Origin of the sequence: Mesorhizobium sp. CA10 (assembly GCF_020165285.1) — a bacterium.
Lineage (GTDB): Bacteria > Pseudomonadota > Alphaproteobacteria > Rhizobiales > Rhizobiaceae > Mesorhizobium.
The window spans coordinates 240,350-257,494 of record NZ_JAIUHV010000001.1 but is presented as its reverse complement, the minus strand read 5'-3'; the positions used below and the strand labels follow the sequence as shown (position 1 = coordinate 257,494).

The window sequence follows — 17,145 nt, the reverse complement described above, 5'->3', positions numbered from 1 at the left end:
ATTCCCTCCATGGCTAAGCAGTTCAGCATGCGCTTTTTTTAGCAGGTGGAAAAGTATCGCCAGGCCGGCAGCAACGCCTGTTGGACCGGCAGTGCCGGCCCAACAGAGGTATCGCCTCAGTTCGGCATCTCGGCGACCGAGCGGAAGAACGCCTCCGGGTCGTCGACCTCGGTCAGCCGCTGCCTGTCGATCAGCCAGAAGCGGTTGCCGACGGCGCGGATGAAGGAGCGATCATGCGAGGCAAGCAGGCAGCTCGCCTGATGCTTCAACAATTCGTCCTCCAATGCTTCCTGGCCGTCGATGTCGAGATGGTTGGTCGGCTCGTCGAGCAGATAGAAATTGGGATGGATGAGCCTGAGCACCAGCATCATCAGCCTCGATCTCTGTCCGCCGGACAGAGCGCCGATCTTCCTCTCCTGCATCTCGATCGCGACGCCGGCGCCGGCGAGCAACGAGCGGGCGCGCTGCTCGCCGACCTCGAAGCGGCGCGAGACCATCGCCAGCGGCGTGTCGCCGCCATCGATGCCCGACAGCGCCTGATCGCTGTAACCGAGCACGGTCGACGGCGTCACCTTGACGTTCGCGACCGATCCCGGGTCGGCGACGGCGTCGCGGATCATCGCGATGAAGCGCGTCTTGCCGACGCCGTTGCGGCCGAGCAGCACGATGCGGTCGTCCTGGCAGATGTGGCGCTTGCCGGTCCTGAACAGCAGCGTGCCGTCAGGGGTTTCGACCGCCGCGTCCTCCAGCGTGATCAGCACCTTGGCGTGGGTGCCGCGGTTCGCCAGCTTGATCGCGCCGGCCGAGCGCTCGCGATGCGCTTGTATGGCGGCATCCTCCAGCTTCTCGGCCCGTTCCTTGAGCTGCCTAGTCTTCACCGTCAAAAGGTCGCTGCCGGAATTGATGCCGATATTGTTCAACTTGGCGGCCTGCTTGCGCAGCTGCTGGGCGATCTTCATGTCGCGCTCGAACTTGCGCGCCGTCGAGGCGTCGAGCTCGTCGAGCGCCTGCCTGGCGCGCGAATAGGGCAGCGCGAACACCGGCGATTCTTCCGGGCGCAGGAACAGGGTACGGTTGGTGGCCGCGTCGAGCAAGGCGCGGTCGTGGCTGGCGATGATGACCGGCACATCGCGCGGCAGCGCCTTGAGCCATGCCTCCAGCTGGCTGATCCTGGCGAGATCGAGATGATTGGTCGGCTCGTCCAGCAGAAGCACGTCGGGATCGGTGACCCAGACGCGGGCGATCAGCGCCAGACGCTGCCAGCCGCCGCTCAGCGCGCGCATCGGCCGGCCGCGCATGTCTTCCGGCACCTCGAGCGAATCCAGCACGACGTCGACGCGCCAGAACTCGCTGTCGCGCTGTTCGGGCGGCAAGGCATCGGCGACGACGTCATGGAAGCTGCGGCCGAGGAATGCGTCAGGGATGGATTGCCCGACATGGCCGACGCGCAGGCCGCGCGACCGGGTAATGTCGCCGGTCGTGGCTTCGACTTCGCCGGCCAGGCATTTGAGAAGTGTGGATTTGCCACGGCCATTGGCCGCGACGATGCCGAGCCGGTCGCCGGCGCCGATGATGAGGTCGAGGTTGGAGAAGAGCGGCGCACTCATGGTGACGCCGAGGGATTTGAGGCTGATCAGGGCCATGTCGATTTCTCTGGTCTGTCCGGAAAATCCGGCTCAATGCACTTTGACGGTGCGCCCCTAGGCCATCAGGCCAAGTTCAGCGGCACTACGAAGGGCAGACCAAAAATCGAAGCGGGAAAACCCGGACCGTCCTGGTCAGCCCTGCAAGCAAGCTCGCAGGGCAAAGACAGGGCCGCGCTGACGGTGGTGGCAGTAGTTCACGCAGCCCTCCTTTCCAGATGTTCGAGTTGGGAATTGGGTACACCGGGGGAGGGGCGGAGGCAAGTGGTCCGCACTTCCCTTCTCCCCTTGTGGGAGAAGGTGGATCGGCGCGAAGCGCCGAGACGGATGAGGGGTGTTCCAGCGGAGTGAGACGGCCGCGACCTCTTCGCTGGACAAACGGTGTCGCCAAGCTGGAGCACCCCTCATCCGTCGCCTTCGGCGACACTTTCTCCCACAAGGGGAGAAGGAAAAGGCGCTACTGCCCCGGCCGTCCGGTCTTGCCCGGCCGGCGGTTTTGACGCCGCTCGTCGCCAGGGTCCTCGTAGGAGCCGATGCCGGCTCGCTGACGGACGATCGGCTTATCGTCGCGTTCCTTCGCGCCCGTCCTGCCGGACATCTCCCCCGCCTGAGGAGGCGTTGGCTGCGGCTTCGCCGGCTTCTTGCCCTCGACCGGTTTCTCTGTGCGGCGCACCGTCATCTCGTCGAGCGAGTTCTTCCTGAACAGGGGCTTGATCGGCTCGCCGGGGATGCCGAAATCGGAACCGTGCGCTTCCTGCGCGCTCTGCTTCTTGAACAGCGAACGCGACACCGCGCCGGCCGGGGTCGTCATATCGGTGCCCGGCCCCATGTCGTCGATCGACGGTTTGGCGAAGAGCGGCTTCTTCACCGGCACGGCGCCGTCAGCGCCCATCTCGTCCAGATGCGGCTTGCGGAAGAGGTTGGGCCGGGCAGCCTTTGCCGCCTCCTCGGCGGCGCGTGCCTCATCGAGCTTGCGGAAACGCTCCTGTTCCTCGACCGTACGATGCTTGGCCACGCCCTTGTTGTGCTTGCCCTTCTCGCGGCCTGATGCGGGACTTTGGCTTTCCACCTCGCGCGCCAGCGGGTCGTCGGAGATGGCAAGTTCCATCTCGCGCAGCCGCTTGATCTCGTCGCGGACGCGCGCCGCCTTCTCGAAGTCGAGGTTGGCGGCGGCGTCGCGCATCTGCTTGTCCAGCGCCTCGAGATGCGTCTTCAGGTTGTTGCCGATCATCGCGCCGGCATCGTCGGTGAACTGCGAGATGTCGGCGCGGACATGGTCCTTCTCGTAGACCGAATCGAGGATGTCGGCGATGCGCGACTTGACCGATTCCGGCGTGATGCCGTTGGCGGCGTTCCACTCCATCTGCTTCTCGCGGCGGCGGTTGGTCTCCGCCATCGCCCGTTCCATCGAGCCGGTGATCTGGTCGGCGTAGAGGATGACCTTGCCGTCGACGTTGCGGGCGGCGCGGCCGATGGTCTGGATCAGCGAGGTTTCCGAACGCAGGAAACCTTCCTTGTCGGCATCGAGAATGGCGACGAAGCCGCATTCGGGAATGTCGAGGCCCTCGCGCAATAGGTTGATGCCGACCAGCACGTCGAAGGCGCCGAGGCGCAAATCGCGCAGGATCTCGATGCGCTCCAACGTGTCGATGTCGGAATGCATGTAGCGGACGCGGATGCCGTTCTCATGCAAATATTCGGTGAGGTCCTCGGCCATGCGCTTGGTCAGCACCGTGACCAGCGTGCGATAGCCGGCCCGGGTCGTGTCGCGGATCTCGCCGACAACATCGTCGACCTGGCTCTTGGCCGGGCGCACCTCGACCGGCGGATCGATCAGGCCGGTCGGGCGGATGACCTGCTCGGCGAAGACGCCGCCGGACTGCTCGAGTTCCCAGGCGCCGGGTGTCGCCGAAACCGCCACCGACAGCGGGCGCATGGCGTCCCATTCCTCGAAGCGCAGCGGCCGGTTGTCCATGCAGGACGGCAGGCGGAAACCATACTCGGCCAGCGTCGCCTTGCGGCGGAAGTCGCCGCGATACATGCCGCCGATCTGCGGCACGGTGACGTGGCTTTCGTCGATGAAGATCAGCGCATTGTCGGGCACATATTCAAACAAGGTCGGCGGCGGATCGCCGGGCTGGCGTCCGGTCAGGTAACGCGAATAGTTCTCGATGCCGGCGCAGGAGCCGGTCGCCTCCAGCATCTCCAGATCGAAGCGCGTGCGCTGCTCCAGCCGCTGCGCCTCCAGCAAACGGCCAGCCTTTTCAAGCTCTTGCAGGCGATGCTTGAGCTCCTCCTTGATCGACTTGATGGCTTGGTTCAAGGTCGGGCGCGGCGTCACGTAGTGCGAGTTGGCGTAGATTTTGACGCTCTTCAATTCGCCGGTCTTCTGGCCGGTGAGCGGATCGAACTCGGTGATCTGTTCGATCTCGTCGCCGAACATCGAGATGCGCCAGGCGCGGTCTTCCAGGTGGGCGGGGAAGATCTCGATGGTGTCGCCGCGCACGCGAAACGAGCCGCGCACGAAGTTGATGTCCTGGCGCTTGTATTGCTGGGCGACGAGGTCGGCGAGAAGCGAGCGCTGGTCGAGCCGGTCGCCGACCTGCATCTGGAACGTCATCGCCGTGTAGGTCTCGACCGAGCCGATACCATAGATGCAGGACACGGAGGCGACGATGATGACGTCGTCGCGCTCGAGCAGCGAGCGCGTCGCCGAGTGGCGCATGCGGTCGATCTGCTCGTTGATCGAGGATTCCTTCTCGATATAGGTGTCCGTGCGCGGGACGTAGGCTTCCGGCTGGTAATAGTCGTAGTAGGAGACGAAATACTCGACCGCGTTCTCGGGGAAGAATTTCTTGAACTCGGCATAGAGCTGCGCGGCAAGCGTCTTGTTCGGCGCCAGGATCAAAGCAGGGCGCTGCGTCTCCTCGATCACCTTGGCCATGGTGAAGGTCTTGCCCGAGCCGGTGACGCCGAGCAGCACCTGGGTGCGGTCGTTCCGCTCGACGCCTTCGACGAGGTCCTTGATGGCTGTCGGCTGATCTCCGGCGGGCTCGAAATCCGAGACCATCTTGATGGCGATGCCGCCCTCAGACTTTTCCGGGCGGGCCGGACGGTGCGGCGTCCACAGCTGGCCGTCCTTGTGCAGCGGATTGCCGGATTCGATCAGCGCCGACAGCGCCGCGACCGTCGCGGTGACGCCGCCGGACGAAACCGACTCGGCATCCTCCAGGCTGATGTCGAGGCCGGCCACAGGGTTGAGGCCAGCGGCCGCGCGCTCCTTCGCCGAGGCAGCGCCGCCCATCGAGGTGCCGCGCGCGGTGCGGCCGGGCGCCGACGAGCGCTCGGGTATCTTCTTCGGCGCTTTTGCCTTCGGCTGCTTTTCAGCTTCACGCTCGATCTGCCCGGCCCAATCGGAGATCGAGCCGGTCAGCGGCGCGCCGGCAAAGCCGGCCTGCGGCGCTTCCGCGAAACCGCCGGGCTCCAGCGGCTCGGCGGCATCGAGGAATTCGGTCAGCGGGCTGCGCCGCTTCGGCGCGCCGTCTTGCGAAGGCGTCTTCTTGTCAGGATGTCTGGCCATGGCCCGAATATGGGTGGACTCGGCCGAAATGGAAAGAGCCGAGTGAAAGGGCTCCGGCCGCGCTTGGACGCTGCTGACAGAAGGCTGTCAGGAGAGGGGTCATGACCCGATGGACTGGGGAGCGTCTGCGATTGCGGCAAGCGCCGCGGCGACAACGGCGGCGCGGCGGGCCTTCGGTCCATCCACCGGCCAGACCAGACGGCGCTTGATGGTCAGCGCGGGAATAACGCGGGCGATCTCGACGAGTTGGCCGGAGCGGAAATGCTCCCTCAGTACCAGTTCGCTGGCAAGCAGCGCGCCCATGCCGGAAATCGCGGCATGCGCGGCCAGCACGGTCAAGGGGAATCGCGGTCCGTGGTCGATGTTCTTGCGTTGGCGGCCGGCGGCGGCGAACCAGTTTGCCCATGTGGGGTAGACGTCGTCGCCCATGGTCTGGTCGATGTGGAGGAGGGGCAGGCGGTCGAGCACTTCGGCGCTGTCTTGATCTGCGCGGTTGCGGATCAGCGCCGGGGCACAGGCCGGAACCACCCTTTCGGTGAAGAGATCGGCCGATGCGAGATCTCTTGCCGTGCTGTTGCGGTAGCTGATGGCGAGGTCGATGCCTTCCTCCAGCATCGAATCCAACGCGATCGACACCACGATGCGCACGTCCAGCCTGCCGAGAGCCGCGCGGACATTGCCAAGGCGCGGCGCCAGCCAAAGCGAGGCGAAGGACGGATCGGCGGCGATGGTGAACGTATCGGCACGGCGCTCGAACCGCAGCCGCCGCAATCCGGAGGCCAGCGCGTCGAAGCCGCGGTCGATGTCTGGCAGCGCCGCCTCGGCGATGCGTGTGAGCGCGATGCCGTTGCCCTCGCGCCTGACCAGCTTGACGCTAAGCCGGTCCTCCAGCTGCCGCAGCTGATGGCCGACGGCGCCCGGCGTGACGCCGAGCTCGTCGGCGGCGCGCGTCAGACTGCCGGTGCGCGCGGCGGCGGCCAGCGCACGCAGGGCCGACAGCGGGAGGTCGCGAAGAAGCGTCATGGATTGAGCTTATCTCAAAACTGGCGAAAACAAACTCGTTTGCAGAAAAAGGTGACTGCGGCCTACCGTTGTTGAAGACAACTCAATCCAGGAAAGCGGTCGTCATGCTCGACATGCAAATGCAGTCCGTCCCCGCCGGCCAGGCACTCGCAACGCGCTCCTTGCGATCGATGCGCAACGAAGGACCGCACATCGCCATGGAATTCGACGACGGCAGCGTCGGTCGGCTGTCGATGCGCTGGCTGCGGCTTGCCTGCGAATGCGGGATATGCGGCGACACCGCTTCCGGAAAGCGCTGGCTGACGCCTGCCGATGTTCCGGCCGATATTCGCGCGGCCTCGATCGAGATCTCGACGGATGGGACGACGGACGTGGTCTGGCGGGACGGCCATGTCTCGCGCTTCGCGGCGGGCTTTCTGGCGGCCCATGCCGGACGCGGCGGCGATTTCGGCGCGCCACGCTTTCAGCCGGAACTGTGGAATAGCGATCTCGGCGCGCGGCTTGGGCGTTTCGCCTTCGACGCCGTGGTGGAGGATGACGCGGCGCTTTTCCAGTCGCTGCGCGCCTTGCGCGACCATGGTATCGCCATGCTGACCGGCGTCCCGGCCGAGCCTGAGGCGACGCTGCGCGTCGCCGGCCGCTACGGGCCCGTGCGCGAGACTAGTTACGGCAAGGTTTTCGATCTCATCTCACGGCCCGACGCCCGGGTGGCCGGGGAAACGGCGCGCGCGCAAATTCCGCACACCGACGAGCCGTTCCGCTATTCGCCGCCGGGCTTCATCTTCTTCCATGCGATCAGGACCGGCGCCGGCAGCGGCGGCACCTCGTTGATGGTCGACGGTTTTCAAATTGCCGGACGGATGCGTACAAACAGTCCGGAGCTGTTCGACCTGCTCGCTCGACATGGCGTGACATTCCATCGCGAGCATGCCGGCGACGTGTTCTTCAGCGCCGAGGCGCATGTCATCAGCCTCGACGCGAGCGGCGCCGTCACGGGCATACGCTTCAACGACCGCTGCCTGGCGCCGCAGACGGGCGCGGTCGATGAGATCGACGGTCTGATCGAGGCGCTTGCCGAGCTGACGCGGCTGATCTGCGATCCGGCGAACCAGTTCCGGCATCAGCTGCAGCCCGGCGAGGTGCTGGTCTTCGACAATCAGCGGGTCTTGCACGGACGCACCGAATTCGATCCGACACTGGCCGTCCGCCACCTCAGAAGCTGCAATCTCGACCGCGACGGCGTCCACAGCGCCTTCCGCACCCTGGCGCGGCGCTTCGCGCCGGAAGAAGCCGAAGCTGTGCTTTATCAGGGCGCAATTTTCTGACGATAGCCAGGGGGACGGCGTCGACCTCGAAGGTTCGGTTCCTCTCCCCCGCCAGAGGCGGGGGAGAGGTGTCCGCGAAGCGGACGGAGAGGGGGTTTCGTAAGGCGGAAGCCCTTCTCTTCAAAGCGCTTTCGCCGCGCGGGACCGGCGCCCCCCTCTCCGTCTCGGCTTCGCCGAGCCACCTCTCCCCCATTTCATGGGGGCGAGGAACCTAAGACCGCGGTCCTCAATTGAACCACAGCGCAAACGTCAAAAAGCCGGCGCCGCCGAACTCGCGCTGGATCTGGTCGAAATCGTCGCTGGTGAGGATCTTGCCGCTTTCGAGATAGGGCGCGATGCCGGGACCGGTGATCGAAAGGACCAGGTCAAAAGGTTTTGGCTCGTCGAAGAAGCGCTTCATGTTGATGCCCTTGCCGGTGATGCGGAAGTGCGGAAGCAGCGCGCGGCCTTCAAGAAGATCCTCGGCCACGGTCAACGTGGCGAGCCAGGCCTGCACCTGTTCCTCGCCGACCTCGAGGCCGGTCAGCGGATTGACGCCTTTCTGTTGGGGTCCCGGCAGCCATTCGCGATCGTTGTCGGTCTCGGCCAGGATCGATTTCCAGTCCTCGCGCGACAGTCGGATCATCTCCAGCAGGTGGCGTCGCGCGGCCTGCCGGCGTTCCGGCTCGACCACCGGCCAGTTGACGAGATGCACCAGCGAGATGAAGTCGGCGAAGCGCCATTCCGAGGCGAACATGTTGCCGCTCATGCCGCCGTCCAGCGGCACAAGCGTATCCTGCAATGGCAGTTTCGCGCGCGGGAACAGCATGTGGAACGAGCCGTCAAAGGCATTGCGGAAATCATGCGCCAGCCAGAAATCGGCCTGCGCCATGAGGAACTCGGCATAGCCTTGCAGCCAAAAACCGTCGGCGCGGTCGAAGCGGAAGGTGAGCGAAGGCGCGGCATCGCTCGGTTCGACGCTGCCGCGTGAGAGCGACGCCATGATGGCGGTGATGCTTTCGTCGGGCGCGAGCTTGCCATCTTCGTTGAGGTCGATGCCGACATGGGTGAGGTCGACAATCATGCCGATATCGGCATCCTTTGGCACGGAGCCAAGCGTGACGGCGGATTTCTCCAGCCGGTTACGGAAGGCGACCAGGATGGCGCGGAATTCTTCGTAGGTCAGCGGCTGCGGGTGGGGATTGTCGGGCACCGGCAACCGCATCAGCGGCAGCATGAAGGATCTCGGGCTCTCGAAACCGTGGCGATGCAGGCCGCCGGCGAGGAGCTCGAGCGCAGTGAAGAATTCGCCGGCGCCGGCCGCATAGGCTGAGGCTGGGTCCTTGGCCGCTGCCGCCTCCAACGTCGACAGCGCCGTGTTCCGGTCGGCCACGCTCTTCGCCTCGAACATGGACTTGGCTTCGTCCGGCATCTCGGCCCAGGCGACGGACGCCGGCAGGAATGCAAGCAAGGCTGCTGCAAGGATCGTTCTACGCATCGTCTTCGCCCTCCACTGCTCCACGTCGCGAGCATACACGGATTTCGGTCAGTCCGAGATGCCCGCCGCGGCATCGCCAGCAACCCGCTTCAACCTGCCCATCAGACAGTCTACACAAAGCGAAACTGGATGGGCCCGTGTCGAACTATCCGCTTGCCTATAAACTGTCATGGCTGCCGCGCCTGCTGAGACCGTCGCTTGCCGGCGACAGAAGCGGCTTCGCGGCGCCCGCGGCGACGTTGCTCGATCCGCAGCCCACACGGAAGGTGCGGCTGGCCTTCGTCGGCGACATTTCGGCAGTCGCCAATCGCGATGCGCCGGATTGCGATCCGGCGATCACGACGCTGCTTTCATCCGCCGACCTCGTGATCGGCAATTGCGAAAGTCCGATCGTCGAACGAGCACGCGCGGTCATGGGCACGCGGCTCGGCACGCATCATGCGATGAGCGAGCATTTCCTGGCCGATGCGCTCGCAGCCGCCGGCATCGCGCGCGACAGGCTCGTTCTGTCCCTGGCCAACAACCACGTGCTCGATCAGGGCATCGCCGGTTTCGACGAAACGCTCGCTGCGCTGAACCGGCTCGGGGTCCGGACCATCGGCACAGTTGCCGGCGGGCCTGTCCAGAGTCATGCGGCCGGATCGCTGACGATCGGCTTTGCGGCTTTCACGCTGTGGCGCAACACGGACGCCGCGCCGTTCGAAGAGCGCATCTCAATGCGCGCGGCGGAATGGCCGCGCGACGCCGTATCCGGCATCGATCTCATCTGCGCCGTGCCGCACTGGGACTGGGAGTTCCGGCATTTTCCACGACTCGCGACGCGGGCGCTGGCGAGACGGCTGGCGGATCACGGCGTCCGGTTGATCGCCGGGCATCACGCGCATGTCTTGCAGCCCATCGAGCGTGTCGGCGACAGCGTGATCGCCTACGGCCTTGGCGATTTCCTCGGCACTGCGCTCGCCAGACTGCCATGGCCGGCACGCATCGGCTCGATATTCGTTGTCGATGTCAGCGCCGATCCGGCCACGCGGGGTAGGATCGCTGCCTACCGGATGCATTTCTTCGTGCGGCTGCGTGCAGGCAACCATGAGCGGCTGCTGCCGATCGAAGTTCTGGATGGAGTGCTCAAGCAGCGGGTCGCGGCCCGACTGGTGGCGATTTTTCCCATGGCGGGAAGTGGGCGATAGACCTCAGCAATCGAAGCCGTATTGGGCGCGCATGTACTCGGCCTCTTTCTTCGACATCTTCTTGAGCATCACGCAGACGGTGAAGCTGCCGACCTGGCGGCCGTTCCTGGTGTAGCCCCAGTCGGAGATGTCGTCCCTGGTGAATTCTATGTTCTGGCCAAGGACGACGTTGCGGACGATTTCCGGCTCGTTCGCCAATATGCCGACGAAGCCGTTGGTGGTCCGCTTGAAGGGAATGACCCAGAAATGCTCTGTCGCATTGCCGTCGACGATCATCACCTTCAGCTTGAACCTGTCGGTTCCCGGCGGCGGAGCGTCGGACAGGTTCAGGAATTCATCCAGGCTGGATCGCGCCTTCTCGACCGCCGCCGCCATCTCGGCGTCGTCGGATGCGATCACCATAGCCTTGTCGTCGCCTTCCGCCCTGGCATGCAAGGGGGCGAGCGCCAGCAGCAGGCATAACGCGATACGAACGGCAATTGTCATGACACCCCCCGGTGAAGGCCAACATCCTGGTGCGTTATCTTCGGGCAATGTGGCGGCTTAATCAATCCGATCGGCGGTTGCGAAGCGGCCCTACGCCTTTGTCATCGGGCAATGATAAGGGAATGGCTTCAGTTCTGCTCGGGCCGACCTGAACCTTGGGCAGGCTTACAGCCCGGTCAATCCGGCCAGCCAGCTTGCCGAGCGCTTCGCCGCGTCCACCGTTGCGCCGGCAGCGCGGCTGAGGTCGGTCTTGACCACAGCATAGCCGGCCTTGGTGCGGTAAAGCACGGCGCGGCCGCCATCGACCGACCCGTCGAAGGCCACGGGCTTTGCCGATTCCGTTTCGCTGGCGGTCACCGTTGCGCCAACCGGAGCGCTCGGGCGATGGTCGAGCTCGGGCGGCAGCGGGGCGATGGTTTCGACGACGCGGTTCTTGGGCTTCAAATCCGGCCTGGAGGCTTTCGCGGCGAGCTCGGACGAAGCGGCTGAGCCCTTGACGCGGCAGATGCCCGAAACCAGCGGATAGTCGAAATTGCGCTGGTGCAGCATCTGGCTCTTCATCGCCGCTTCGCAGTCGGCGAGCGTCGCCCATTTGGCCGGCGTCTCGCCGATATATTCGCAGAGCTTGGCGTCGCAGTCGCAGCCGACAATGGTCATGGCGACAAGGGCGGTCTTGATCACGGTCTTGTCCCTTTAAATGTTCCCAAACCGATCAATCGCCGGGGAACAAGGCGGGATTTGGCCGCGATTGTGGATTGTGCGTGTCGATGCGTTACGGAAGGTTGCTTGGCCGGCGACTGTGGCCGGGAAGCATCAGCAGCGGACGGCCCGAGAGGCGCGGTAGCCTGTGAGGCGGGCCAAAAAGACAGTCGGCGCTGGGATTTCTCCCAGCGCCTCCCTGTCAGATCAGGAACCGGTTACGGCAGCAACTTCCGTGAAGTCGTCGCGCCAGCCCGGCCTTGATTTTGACGGTCCTGCCAGTCGCCACCCGAGGGCAGCGCCCGTTCCAGACCACGCCGATCTCCACCCTTGCGGGCTTCGCCCAGCGTGCCATCGAAGGTTTTTACCGGCCTTCATGGCAGCATCGGTCCGCCGTCGGCGTTGGCACGCTTTCCGCGGCACCCGTAGGTCTCGGCATCCGTCCCTCCAACAGGCGAGCCTGCTCTCGTTCTGGGCCGTACGGGCCTCAGGAAATCCGCCTTGCGCTTTGCCTTTCGGCTGGGCGTTCGGTAGCCGCCTGAGATGGGTTGAATGTACGCCGGGTAAGGGGTCTGGGGAATGCCGGCGCGCCTGTGGATAGCGGGATTATCGGGGACCAATGGCAAAAGCCGCGGAATCCGCCGGCCGAACCGCTTAGACAGCCTGCCCCGCTTTTCTGTGACCGCTGGACGTTGGAGCCTTGCTCCGTCGCCCGGTCCGCGTTTCAATGTCGGCAAAAGAGTTTGGGCCGGCAAAAGACTTTGGATGCCCGCACAGGGCCGCCGCACATTTTGCGCCACTTGCCTCGAGGGAGGTCGACTTGAAAGTCGGAGTGGTTCTCAATCCGATAGCCGGAGGCGGCAGGCTCAAGCGGTATTGGGCGGAGGCGGCGGCATCGCTCAACAGGAATTTCGGCGATTTCCACTTGCGGGAAACTCAGGCCAGCGGCGACGCCGAGCGGCTGGCGATCGATCTCGCCGCCGGCGGGTGCGACCTGGTGATCGCGGCAGGCGGCGACGGCACCGCCAGCGAGGTGGCCGACGGCCTGTTGCAGGCACGGAACGAAACCGGCAAGGAAACCGCGCTTGGGCTTCTGCCTTGTGGTGCCGGCATCGACTTCGCGCGCGGGCTCGACTTGCCGCGCGGCATCGATGCCGCGCTGAAGCGGATCGCCGATTCCAAGGCGCGAAAAATCGACGCCGGCCGCATCTGCTACATCGACGACCACGGCGCGCTGGCCAGCCGCCACTTCATCAACATCGCCAGCCTCGGCCTGTCCGGCGCGACGGATCGCGCCGTCAATGCCGACAAGCGCAAGGGCAGGGTCTCGGCCAAGGCGCTGTTCTTCTGGCGCACCGTGCTGGAGTTCATCCGCTACCGTTTTCAGGATGTCAGGATCACCATCGACGACGGCGAGCCGGTCGAGGCGCGCATGGCGCTGGTGGCGGTGGCCAACGGCAAATTCTTCGGTGGCGGCATGATGATCGCGCCGGACGCCGAGCTCGCCGACGGCCAGTTCGATATCATCATCCTGCGGGCCGCCGGCAAGCTTGGGCTGATCCGCGACCTCCGCCTGCTCTACGGCGGGCGCCACCGCAACCATCCGGCAATCACCATCCTGCGTGGCCGCAAGGTGCTGGTCGAGCCGCTCGGCGATGCCGAGAAGAACGGCGCGCTGGTCGACATAGACGGCGAGTCGCCAGGCCGAATTCCGGCGACATTCGAGATCCTGCCCGGCGCGCTGACGCTGAGAGGTTGAAGCAACGGGTTAAGAGGCCGATTCAGCCGGTGTGGTCAGGCGATTGGAACAGCTGGCTAATTTCTGCCGGGTTACAGTTCGAGCTTCGCCGGAAAGCCCGGTGCGCGAAGCTCCACGCCGACTGCATCCTCAAGCAGCTTGACGATCTGGGTCGACCAGGCACCACCACCATAGGCGCGCTTGCCCTCCTCGAAGATAGCGTTGACGCGGGTGGCAAGGTCGAGCGGCGCGCCGAAATCCCTGCCCATGGCAAGCGCGAAGCCCAGGTCCTTCAGCGCCAGGTCCATGGTGAAGCCGATGTCGTAGGAGCCGTTGAGCACCAGCTGGCTTTCGGTTTCGTGGACGAAGCTGTTACCGGACGAGGCGACGATGGCGTGGTAGGCTTGCGCAAGGTCGAGGCCGCCCTGCTTCGCCAGCATCAACGCTTCGCCGGCGGCGACGAGATGGATGAAGGCGAGCATATTGGTGATGACCTTGATCACCGCCGCCGAGCCCACCGGGCCCATCAGGAAGGACTTCGCGCACATCGCCTCGATGGCCGGGCGATGGCGTTCGTAGAGCGCCGCATCGCCGCCGACGAGCGCCGTGATCCTGCCCGCCGCCGCCAGATGCACGCCGCCGGTCACCGGGCATTCGAGCGTCTCGATGCCTTGTGCCGATGCCAGCGCGGCGAGCCGTAAAATCTCGTCACGGCCATTGGTCGACATCTCGATCCAGGTGCCGCCCGCGGGCAGGCCGTGGAGCAATCCGTCGGGGCCGGCGAGCACTGTTTCGCTGACCTTCGGCGAGGGCAGGCAGGTGATCGCGTTGCCGGCGCGGGCAGCGGCTTCCGCCGGACTCGCCGCCGCCGTGGCGCCGAGCGCGACAAGGCGCTCGACCGCCCCCGGGTCGCGGTCGAAGACGGTGACGGCAAAGCCGTTGCGCAGCAGGCTGGCGGCAAGGTTGCCGCCGAGATGGCCAAGGCCGACGAAGGCGTAAGCGAGGCTCACGGCATCAGCGGCGTCTGCATCATCTGCAGATGCAGCTCCTTGCCGCTATAGGGATGGGCGTCGCAGACAGCCTCGTCGAGCTCGACGCCGAGGCCGGGCTCCTTCGAGGGGATGACGTTGCCGTCCTGCCATTCGATCTTCTTCTTGAGCAGTTTTTCGTGGAAACCGTCCCACTGCTTGAGCGATTCCAGGATCAGGAAATTGGGCAGCGTCACGGCAAGCTGGATGTTGGCGGCGCCGACGATCGGGCCGCAGTAGCAGTGCGGCGCGACCTGGATGTGGTAGGCCTCGGCCATGGCGGCGATCTTCTTGGTCTCCAGGATGCCGCCGGAGCGGCCGAGATCCGGCTGCAGGATGGTCGCGGCGCGGTTCTCGATGACGCGCGCGAACTCGAACTTCGTCGTCAGCCGCTCGCCGGTGGCGATCGGAATGGATGTGCCGCGGGCGACCTGCGCCATCACCTCGGGCATATCAGGCGGTACCGGCTCCTCGAACCAGAGCGGATCGTAGGGCTCGATGGCGCGGGCGAGGCGCAGCGCGCCCGAGGCGGTGAACTGGCCATGCGTGCCAAACAGGATATCCGCCCTGTTACCGACTGCTTCGCGGATCGCCTTGACCATGCGCGCCGACAGGTCGATGTCGATCAAGCGCGGCTGATGGCCGTCATAGGCGGTGTAGGGGCCGGCCGGATCGAGCTTCACGGCATTAAAACCCTGCTCGACATATTCGAGCGCGCAGGCCGCAGCCAGGTCTGGATCGTTGTAGACATTTTTGCCGCGCGCATCTTCCGAATGGACGCTGCCGGTGTGCGGATAAAGGTAGGTGTAGGAGCGCAGGGTCTCGTGCACTTGGCCGCCGAGCAGCTTGTAGACCGGCTTGCCGGCCTCCTTGCCGACGATGTCCCAGCAGGCCATTTCGAGCGCCGAGAAGCAGCCCATGCCGGAAACGTCGGGGCGCTGGGTGAAGCCGGAGGAATAGGCACGGCGGAAGAGATTCTCGATGTCGTGCGGATCGCGGCCGACGAGATAGCGCTCGGCCATGTCCTCGATCATCGTCGCGGTGACATGCGCGGAGAAGGTGGCGTTGTAAGCCTCGCCATAACCGACCACGCCGCCATCGGTGGTGAGCTTGACGAAGATGAAATACTTGCCGCCGATGCCGGGCGGCGGGTTGCCGACAACCCAGGTCTTCACGTCGGTGATTTTCATTTGTGATCCTCCAGAACCAGGTCGGCGCCTTTCCATCCGGTCAGGATCGCGGCGGCGTTGGTGTTGCCCGTGATGTTGTCGGGGAAAATCGAAGCGTCGATGACGCGCAGACCGTCCAGCCCATGCACCCGAAGCCGCGGGTCGACGACGGCGCGCGCCGCATCAGGCCCCATGCGGCAGGTCGAGACAGGGTGATAGACGGTGCCGGAGCGTTTCCTGAAATCCTGGATCAGGTCGGCGTCCGACTGGATCGACGGGCCGGGCAGAACCTCTTCCTCGATGATCTCGGCCATGGCCGGCATCGAGGCGATCTTGCGCACGAACTTCACCGCCGCCAGCATCTCGTCGACATCGGCGTTGGTCGAATAGGCGTTGGGCGTGATCCTTGGATACTCGCGCGGGTCCTTCGAGCGAATCATGATCTCGCCGCGGCTCGAGGGCCGGCAATTGGACAGGCCGATCGAGAAGCCCGGCCAGGGGTCGGGCGTCAGGATCGGACGCTCGCCGCTCTTCGGGATGACGGTCGAGAAAGCCTGGAAATAGAGCTGCATGTTCGGCCGCGTCATCGAGGGGTCGGTGCGGAAGAAGCCGCCGGCATTGTTCATCGACAGCGACAGCGGACCGGAGCGCAAGAGGATGTATTGCATGCCGACGAGCAGCTTGCCCCACCATGGCCTGAGGACCTGGTTGAGCGTCGGCAGCTTGCCCTTGAAGGTGTAGTTGATGCCGACATGGTCCTGCAGATTGGCGCCGATGTTGTCGTTGGCATGGACGACCGGGATGCCGAGGTCGGCCAGCAATGCCGCAGGGCCGATACCGGACAGCTGCAGCAACTGCGGCGAGTTGATCGAGCCGCCCGACAGGATCACCTCGCGGCCCGCGCGAGCCGTCTTCTTCTGCCCGTTCTGCTCGTATTCGATGCCGACGGCGCGCTTGCCCTCGAACAGGATTTTCGTCGCCAGGGCGTTGGTTTCCACACGGACATTGCCGCGTTTCATCGCCGGCCGCAGGAAGGCGCGGGCGGCAGACATGCGGCGTCCGTTCTTCGTCGTGATCTGATAGACGCCGACGCCTTCCTGGGAGGCGCCGTTGAAGTCCGGATTGAGCGGCAGCCCGGCCTGCTGAGCGGCGGCAAGATAGCGCTTGGTCAGCGGATGCACCGCGTTCGTGCAGTCCGTGATGTGCAAGGGGCCGCCGACGCCGCGCCACGGGTCGGCGCCCGCCGCATTGTCTTCCATCGCCTTGAAGGAGGGCAGGAGGTCGTCATACGCCCAGCCGGGATTGCCTGCGGCGGCCCAGGCATCGAAATCCTCGCACGCGCCCCGGATGAAGACCATGGCATTGATCGAGCTCGAGCCGCCGAGCAGCTTGCCGCGCGGCCAGTGGTCGCTGTTGCCGGCCAGGCCGGGGTCGGACTCCGCCTTGTAGTTCCAGTTGACGGCCGGGTCGAAGAAGGTCTTGCCGTAGCCGAGCGGCATCTGAACATAGAAGCGCCGGTCGGTTCCGCCGGCCTCCAGCACCAGCACCGAGAAGCGGCCCGAGGCCGACAGCCTGTCGGCAACGACCGAACCGGCCGAGCCGGAGCCGATGATGATGAAGTCGTAAGTCTGCATGGTGGAAAAGCGGGCTCCGCACTGTTGCGCTTACCCTAGACATTGCCGGCTTGCGGCGTCGCCGTGGCTTCCGGCATGGCTTGTGAAAAAAGCGACCGGCGCAGGTGGGGCACATTTCGCTTTTACCAGAGCTTGCGACATGGCGGTCGCATTGAT

The 17,145-nt window shown here is 65.1% G+C and carries 12 protein-coding genes; 3 read left to right on the top strand and 9 right to left on the bottom strand.

The window, feature by feature from the left end:
* Nucleotides 1–116: 116 nt before the first annotated feature.
* The 3 genes from LB535_RS01180 to LB535_RS01170 all read right to left on the bottom strand — a co-directional run bounded on the left by LB535_RS01180 (nucleotide 117) and on the right by LB535_RS01170 (nucleotide 6,246).
* The gene (locus LB535_RS01180) at nucleotides 117–1,643 is read right to left on the bottom strand and encodes an ABC-F family ATP-binding cassette domain-containing protein (protein WP_224630891.1); all 1,527 of its coding nucleotides are present in this window, start codon (nucleotides 1,641–1,643) and stop codon (nucleotides 117–119) included.
* Nucleotides 1,644–2,100: 457 nt separating this feature from the next.
* Nucleotides 2,101–5,223 (bottom strand): excinuclease ABC subunit UvrB, encoded by a 3,123-nt coding sequence (uvrB, locus tag LB535_RS01175; RefSeq protein ID WP_318012249.1) that lies wholly within the window; start codon nucleotides 5,221–5,223, stop codon nucleotides 2,101–2,103.
* Nucleotides 5,224–5,322: 99 nt separating this feature from the next.
* Nucleotides 5,323–6,246, bottom strand: coding sequence for a LysR substrate-binding domain-containing protein (locus LB535_RS01170; RefSeq protein ID WP_224630890.1), 924 nt, complete (start codon nucleotides 6,244–6,246; stop codon nucleotides 5,323–5,325).
* Nucleotides 6,247–6,350: 104 nt separating this feature from the next.
* On the opposite strand from LB535_RS01170, the gene LB535_RS01165 reads away from it, so the two are divergent.
* A complete protein-coding gene (locus LB535_RS01165) occupies nucleotides 6,351–7,571 on the top strand; it encodes a clavaminate synthase family protein (protein WP_224630889.1) in 1,221 nt (406 codons plus the stop codon).
* A 226-nt stretch (nucleotides 7,572–7,797) separates the two neighbouring features.
* Here the strand turns inward: LB535_RS01165 and LB535_RS01160 are convergent, their stop codons facing one another.
* Nucleotides 7,798–9,048: a hypothetical protein gene (locus tag LB535_RS01160; RefSeq protein ID WP_224630888.1), complete on the bottom strand. Its 1,251-nt coding sequence runs from the start codon at nucleotides 9,046–9,048 to the stop codon at nucleotides 7,798–7,800.
* A 137-nt stretch (nucleotides 9,049–9,185) separates the two neighbouring features.
* On the opposite strand from LB535_RS01160, the gene LB535_RS01155 reads away from it, so the two are divergent.
* Entirely contained in the window at nucleotides 9,186–10,235 is a 1,050-nt protein-coding gene (locus LB535_RS01155; RefSeq protein ID WP_224630887.1) for a CapA family protein, read from the top strand.
* A gap of 3 nt (nucleotides 10,236–10,238) precedes the next feature.
* On the opposite strand, the gene LB535_RS01150 is transcribed toward LB535_RS01155, so the two are convergent.
* Nucleotides 10,239–10,721 carry a YegJ family protein gene (locus LB535_RS01150; RefSeq protein ID WP_224630886.1) on the bottom strand — a complete coding sequence of 161 codons (483 nt, stop codon included), beginning with the start codon at nucleotides 10,719–10,721 and terminating at the stop codon, nucleotides 10,239–10,241.
* Between the two features lie 165 nt (nucleotides 10,722–10,886).
* Nucleotides 10,887–11,402: a hypothetical protein gene (locus LB535_RS01145; protein ID WP_224630885.1), complete on the bottom strand. Its 516-nt coding sequence runs from the start codon at nucleotides 11,400–11,402 to the stop codon at nucleotides 10,887–10,889.
* Nucleotides 11,403–12,240: 838 nt separating this feature from the next.
* On the opposite strand from LB535_RS01145, the gene LB535_RS01140 reads away from it, so the two are divergent.
* Nucleotides 12,241–13,179, top strand: a complete 939-nt coding sequence (locus tag LB535_RS01140; protein ID WP_224630884.1) for a diacylglycerol/lipid kinase family protein — start codon at nucleotides 12,241–12,243, stop codon at nucleotides 13,177–13,179.
* A gap of 71 nt (nucleotides 13,180–13,250) precedes the next feature.
* Here the strand turns inward: LB535_RS01140 and LB535_RS01135 are convergent, their stop codons facing one another.
* Genes LB535_RS01135 through LB535_RS01125 form a run of 3 tightly spaced genes read right to left on the bottom strand, consistent with a single transcriptional unit; the run spans nucleotide 13,251 to nucleotide 16,989 of the window.
* A complete protein-coding gene (locus tag LB535_RS01135) occupies nucleotides 13,251–14,168 on the bottom strand; it encodes an NAD(P)-dependent oxidoreductase (RefSeq protein WP_224630883.1) in 918 nt (305 codons plus the stop codon).
* Nucleotides 14,165–15,376: a mandelate racemase/muconate lactonizing enzyme family protein gene (locus LB535_RS01130; protein ID WP_224630882.1), complete on the bottom strand. Its 1,212-nt coding sequence runs from the start codon at nucleotides 15,374–15,376 to the stop codon at nucleotides 14,165–14,167. Before LB535_RS01130 ends, LB535_RS01135 begins: the two co-directional genes overlap by 4 nt.
* Nucleotides 15,373–16,989, bottom strand: a complete 1,617-nt coding sequence (locus LB535_RS01125) for a GMC family oxidoreductase (RefSeq protein ID WP_224630881.1) — start codon at nucleotides 16,987–16,989, stop codon at nucleotides 15,373–15,375. The genes LB535_RS01130 and LB535_RS01125 overlap by 4 nt, the downstream gene beginning before the upstream one ends.
* Nucleotides 16,990–17,145: the final 156 nt, after the last annotated feature.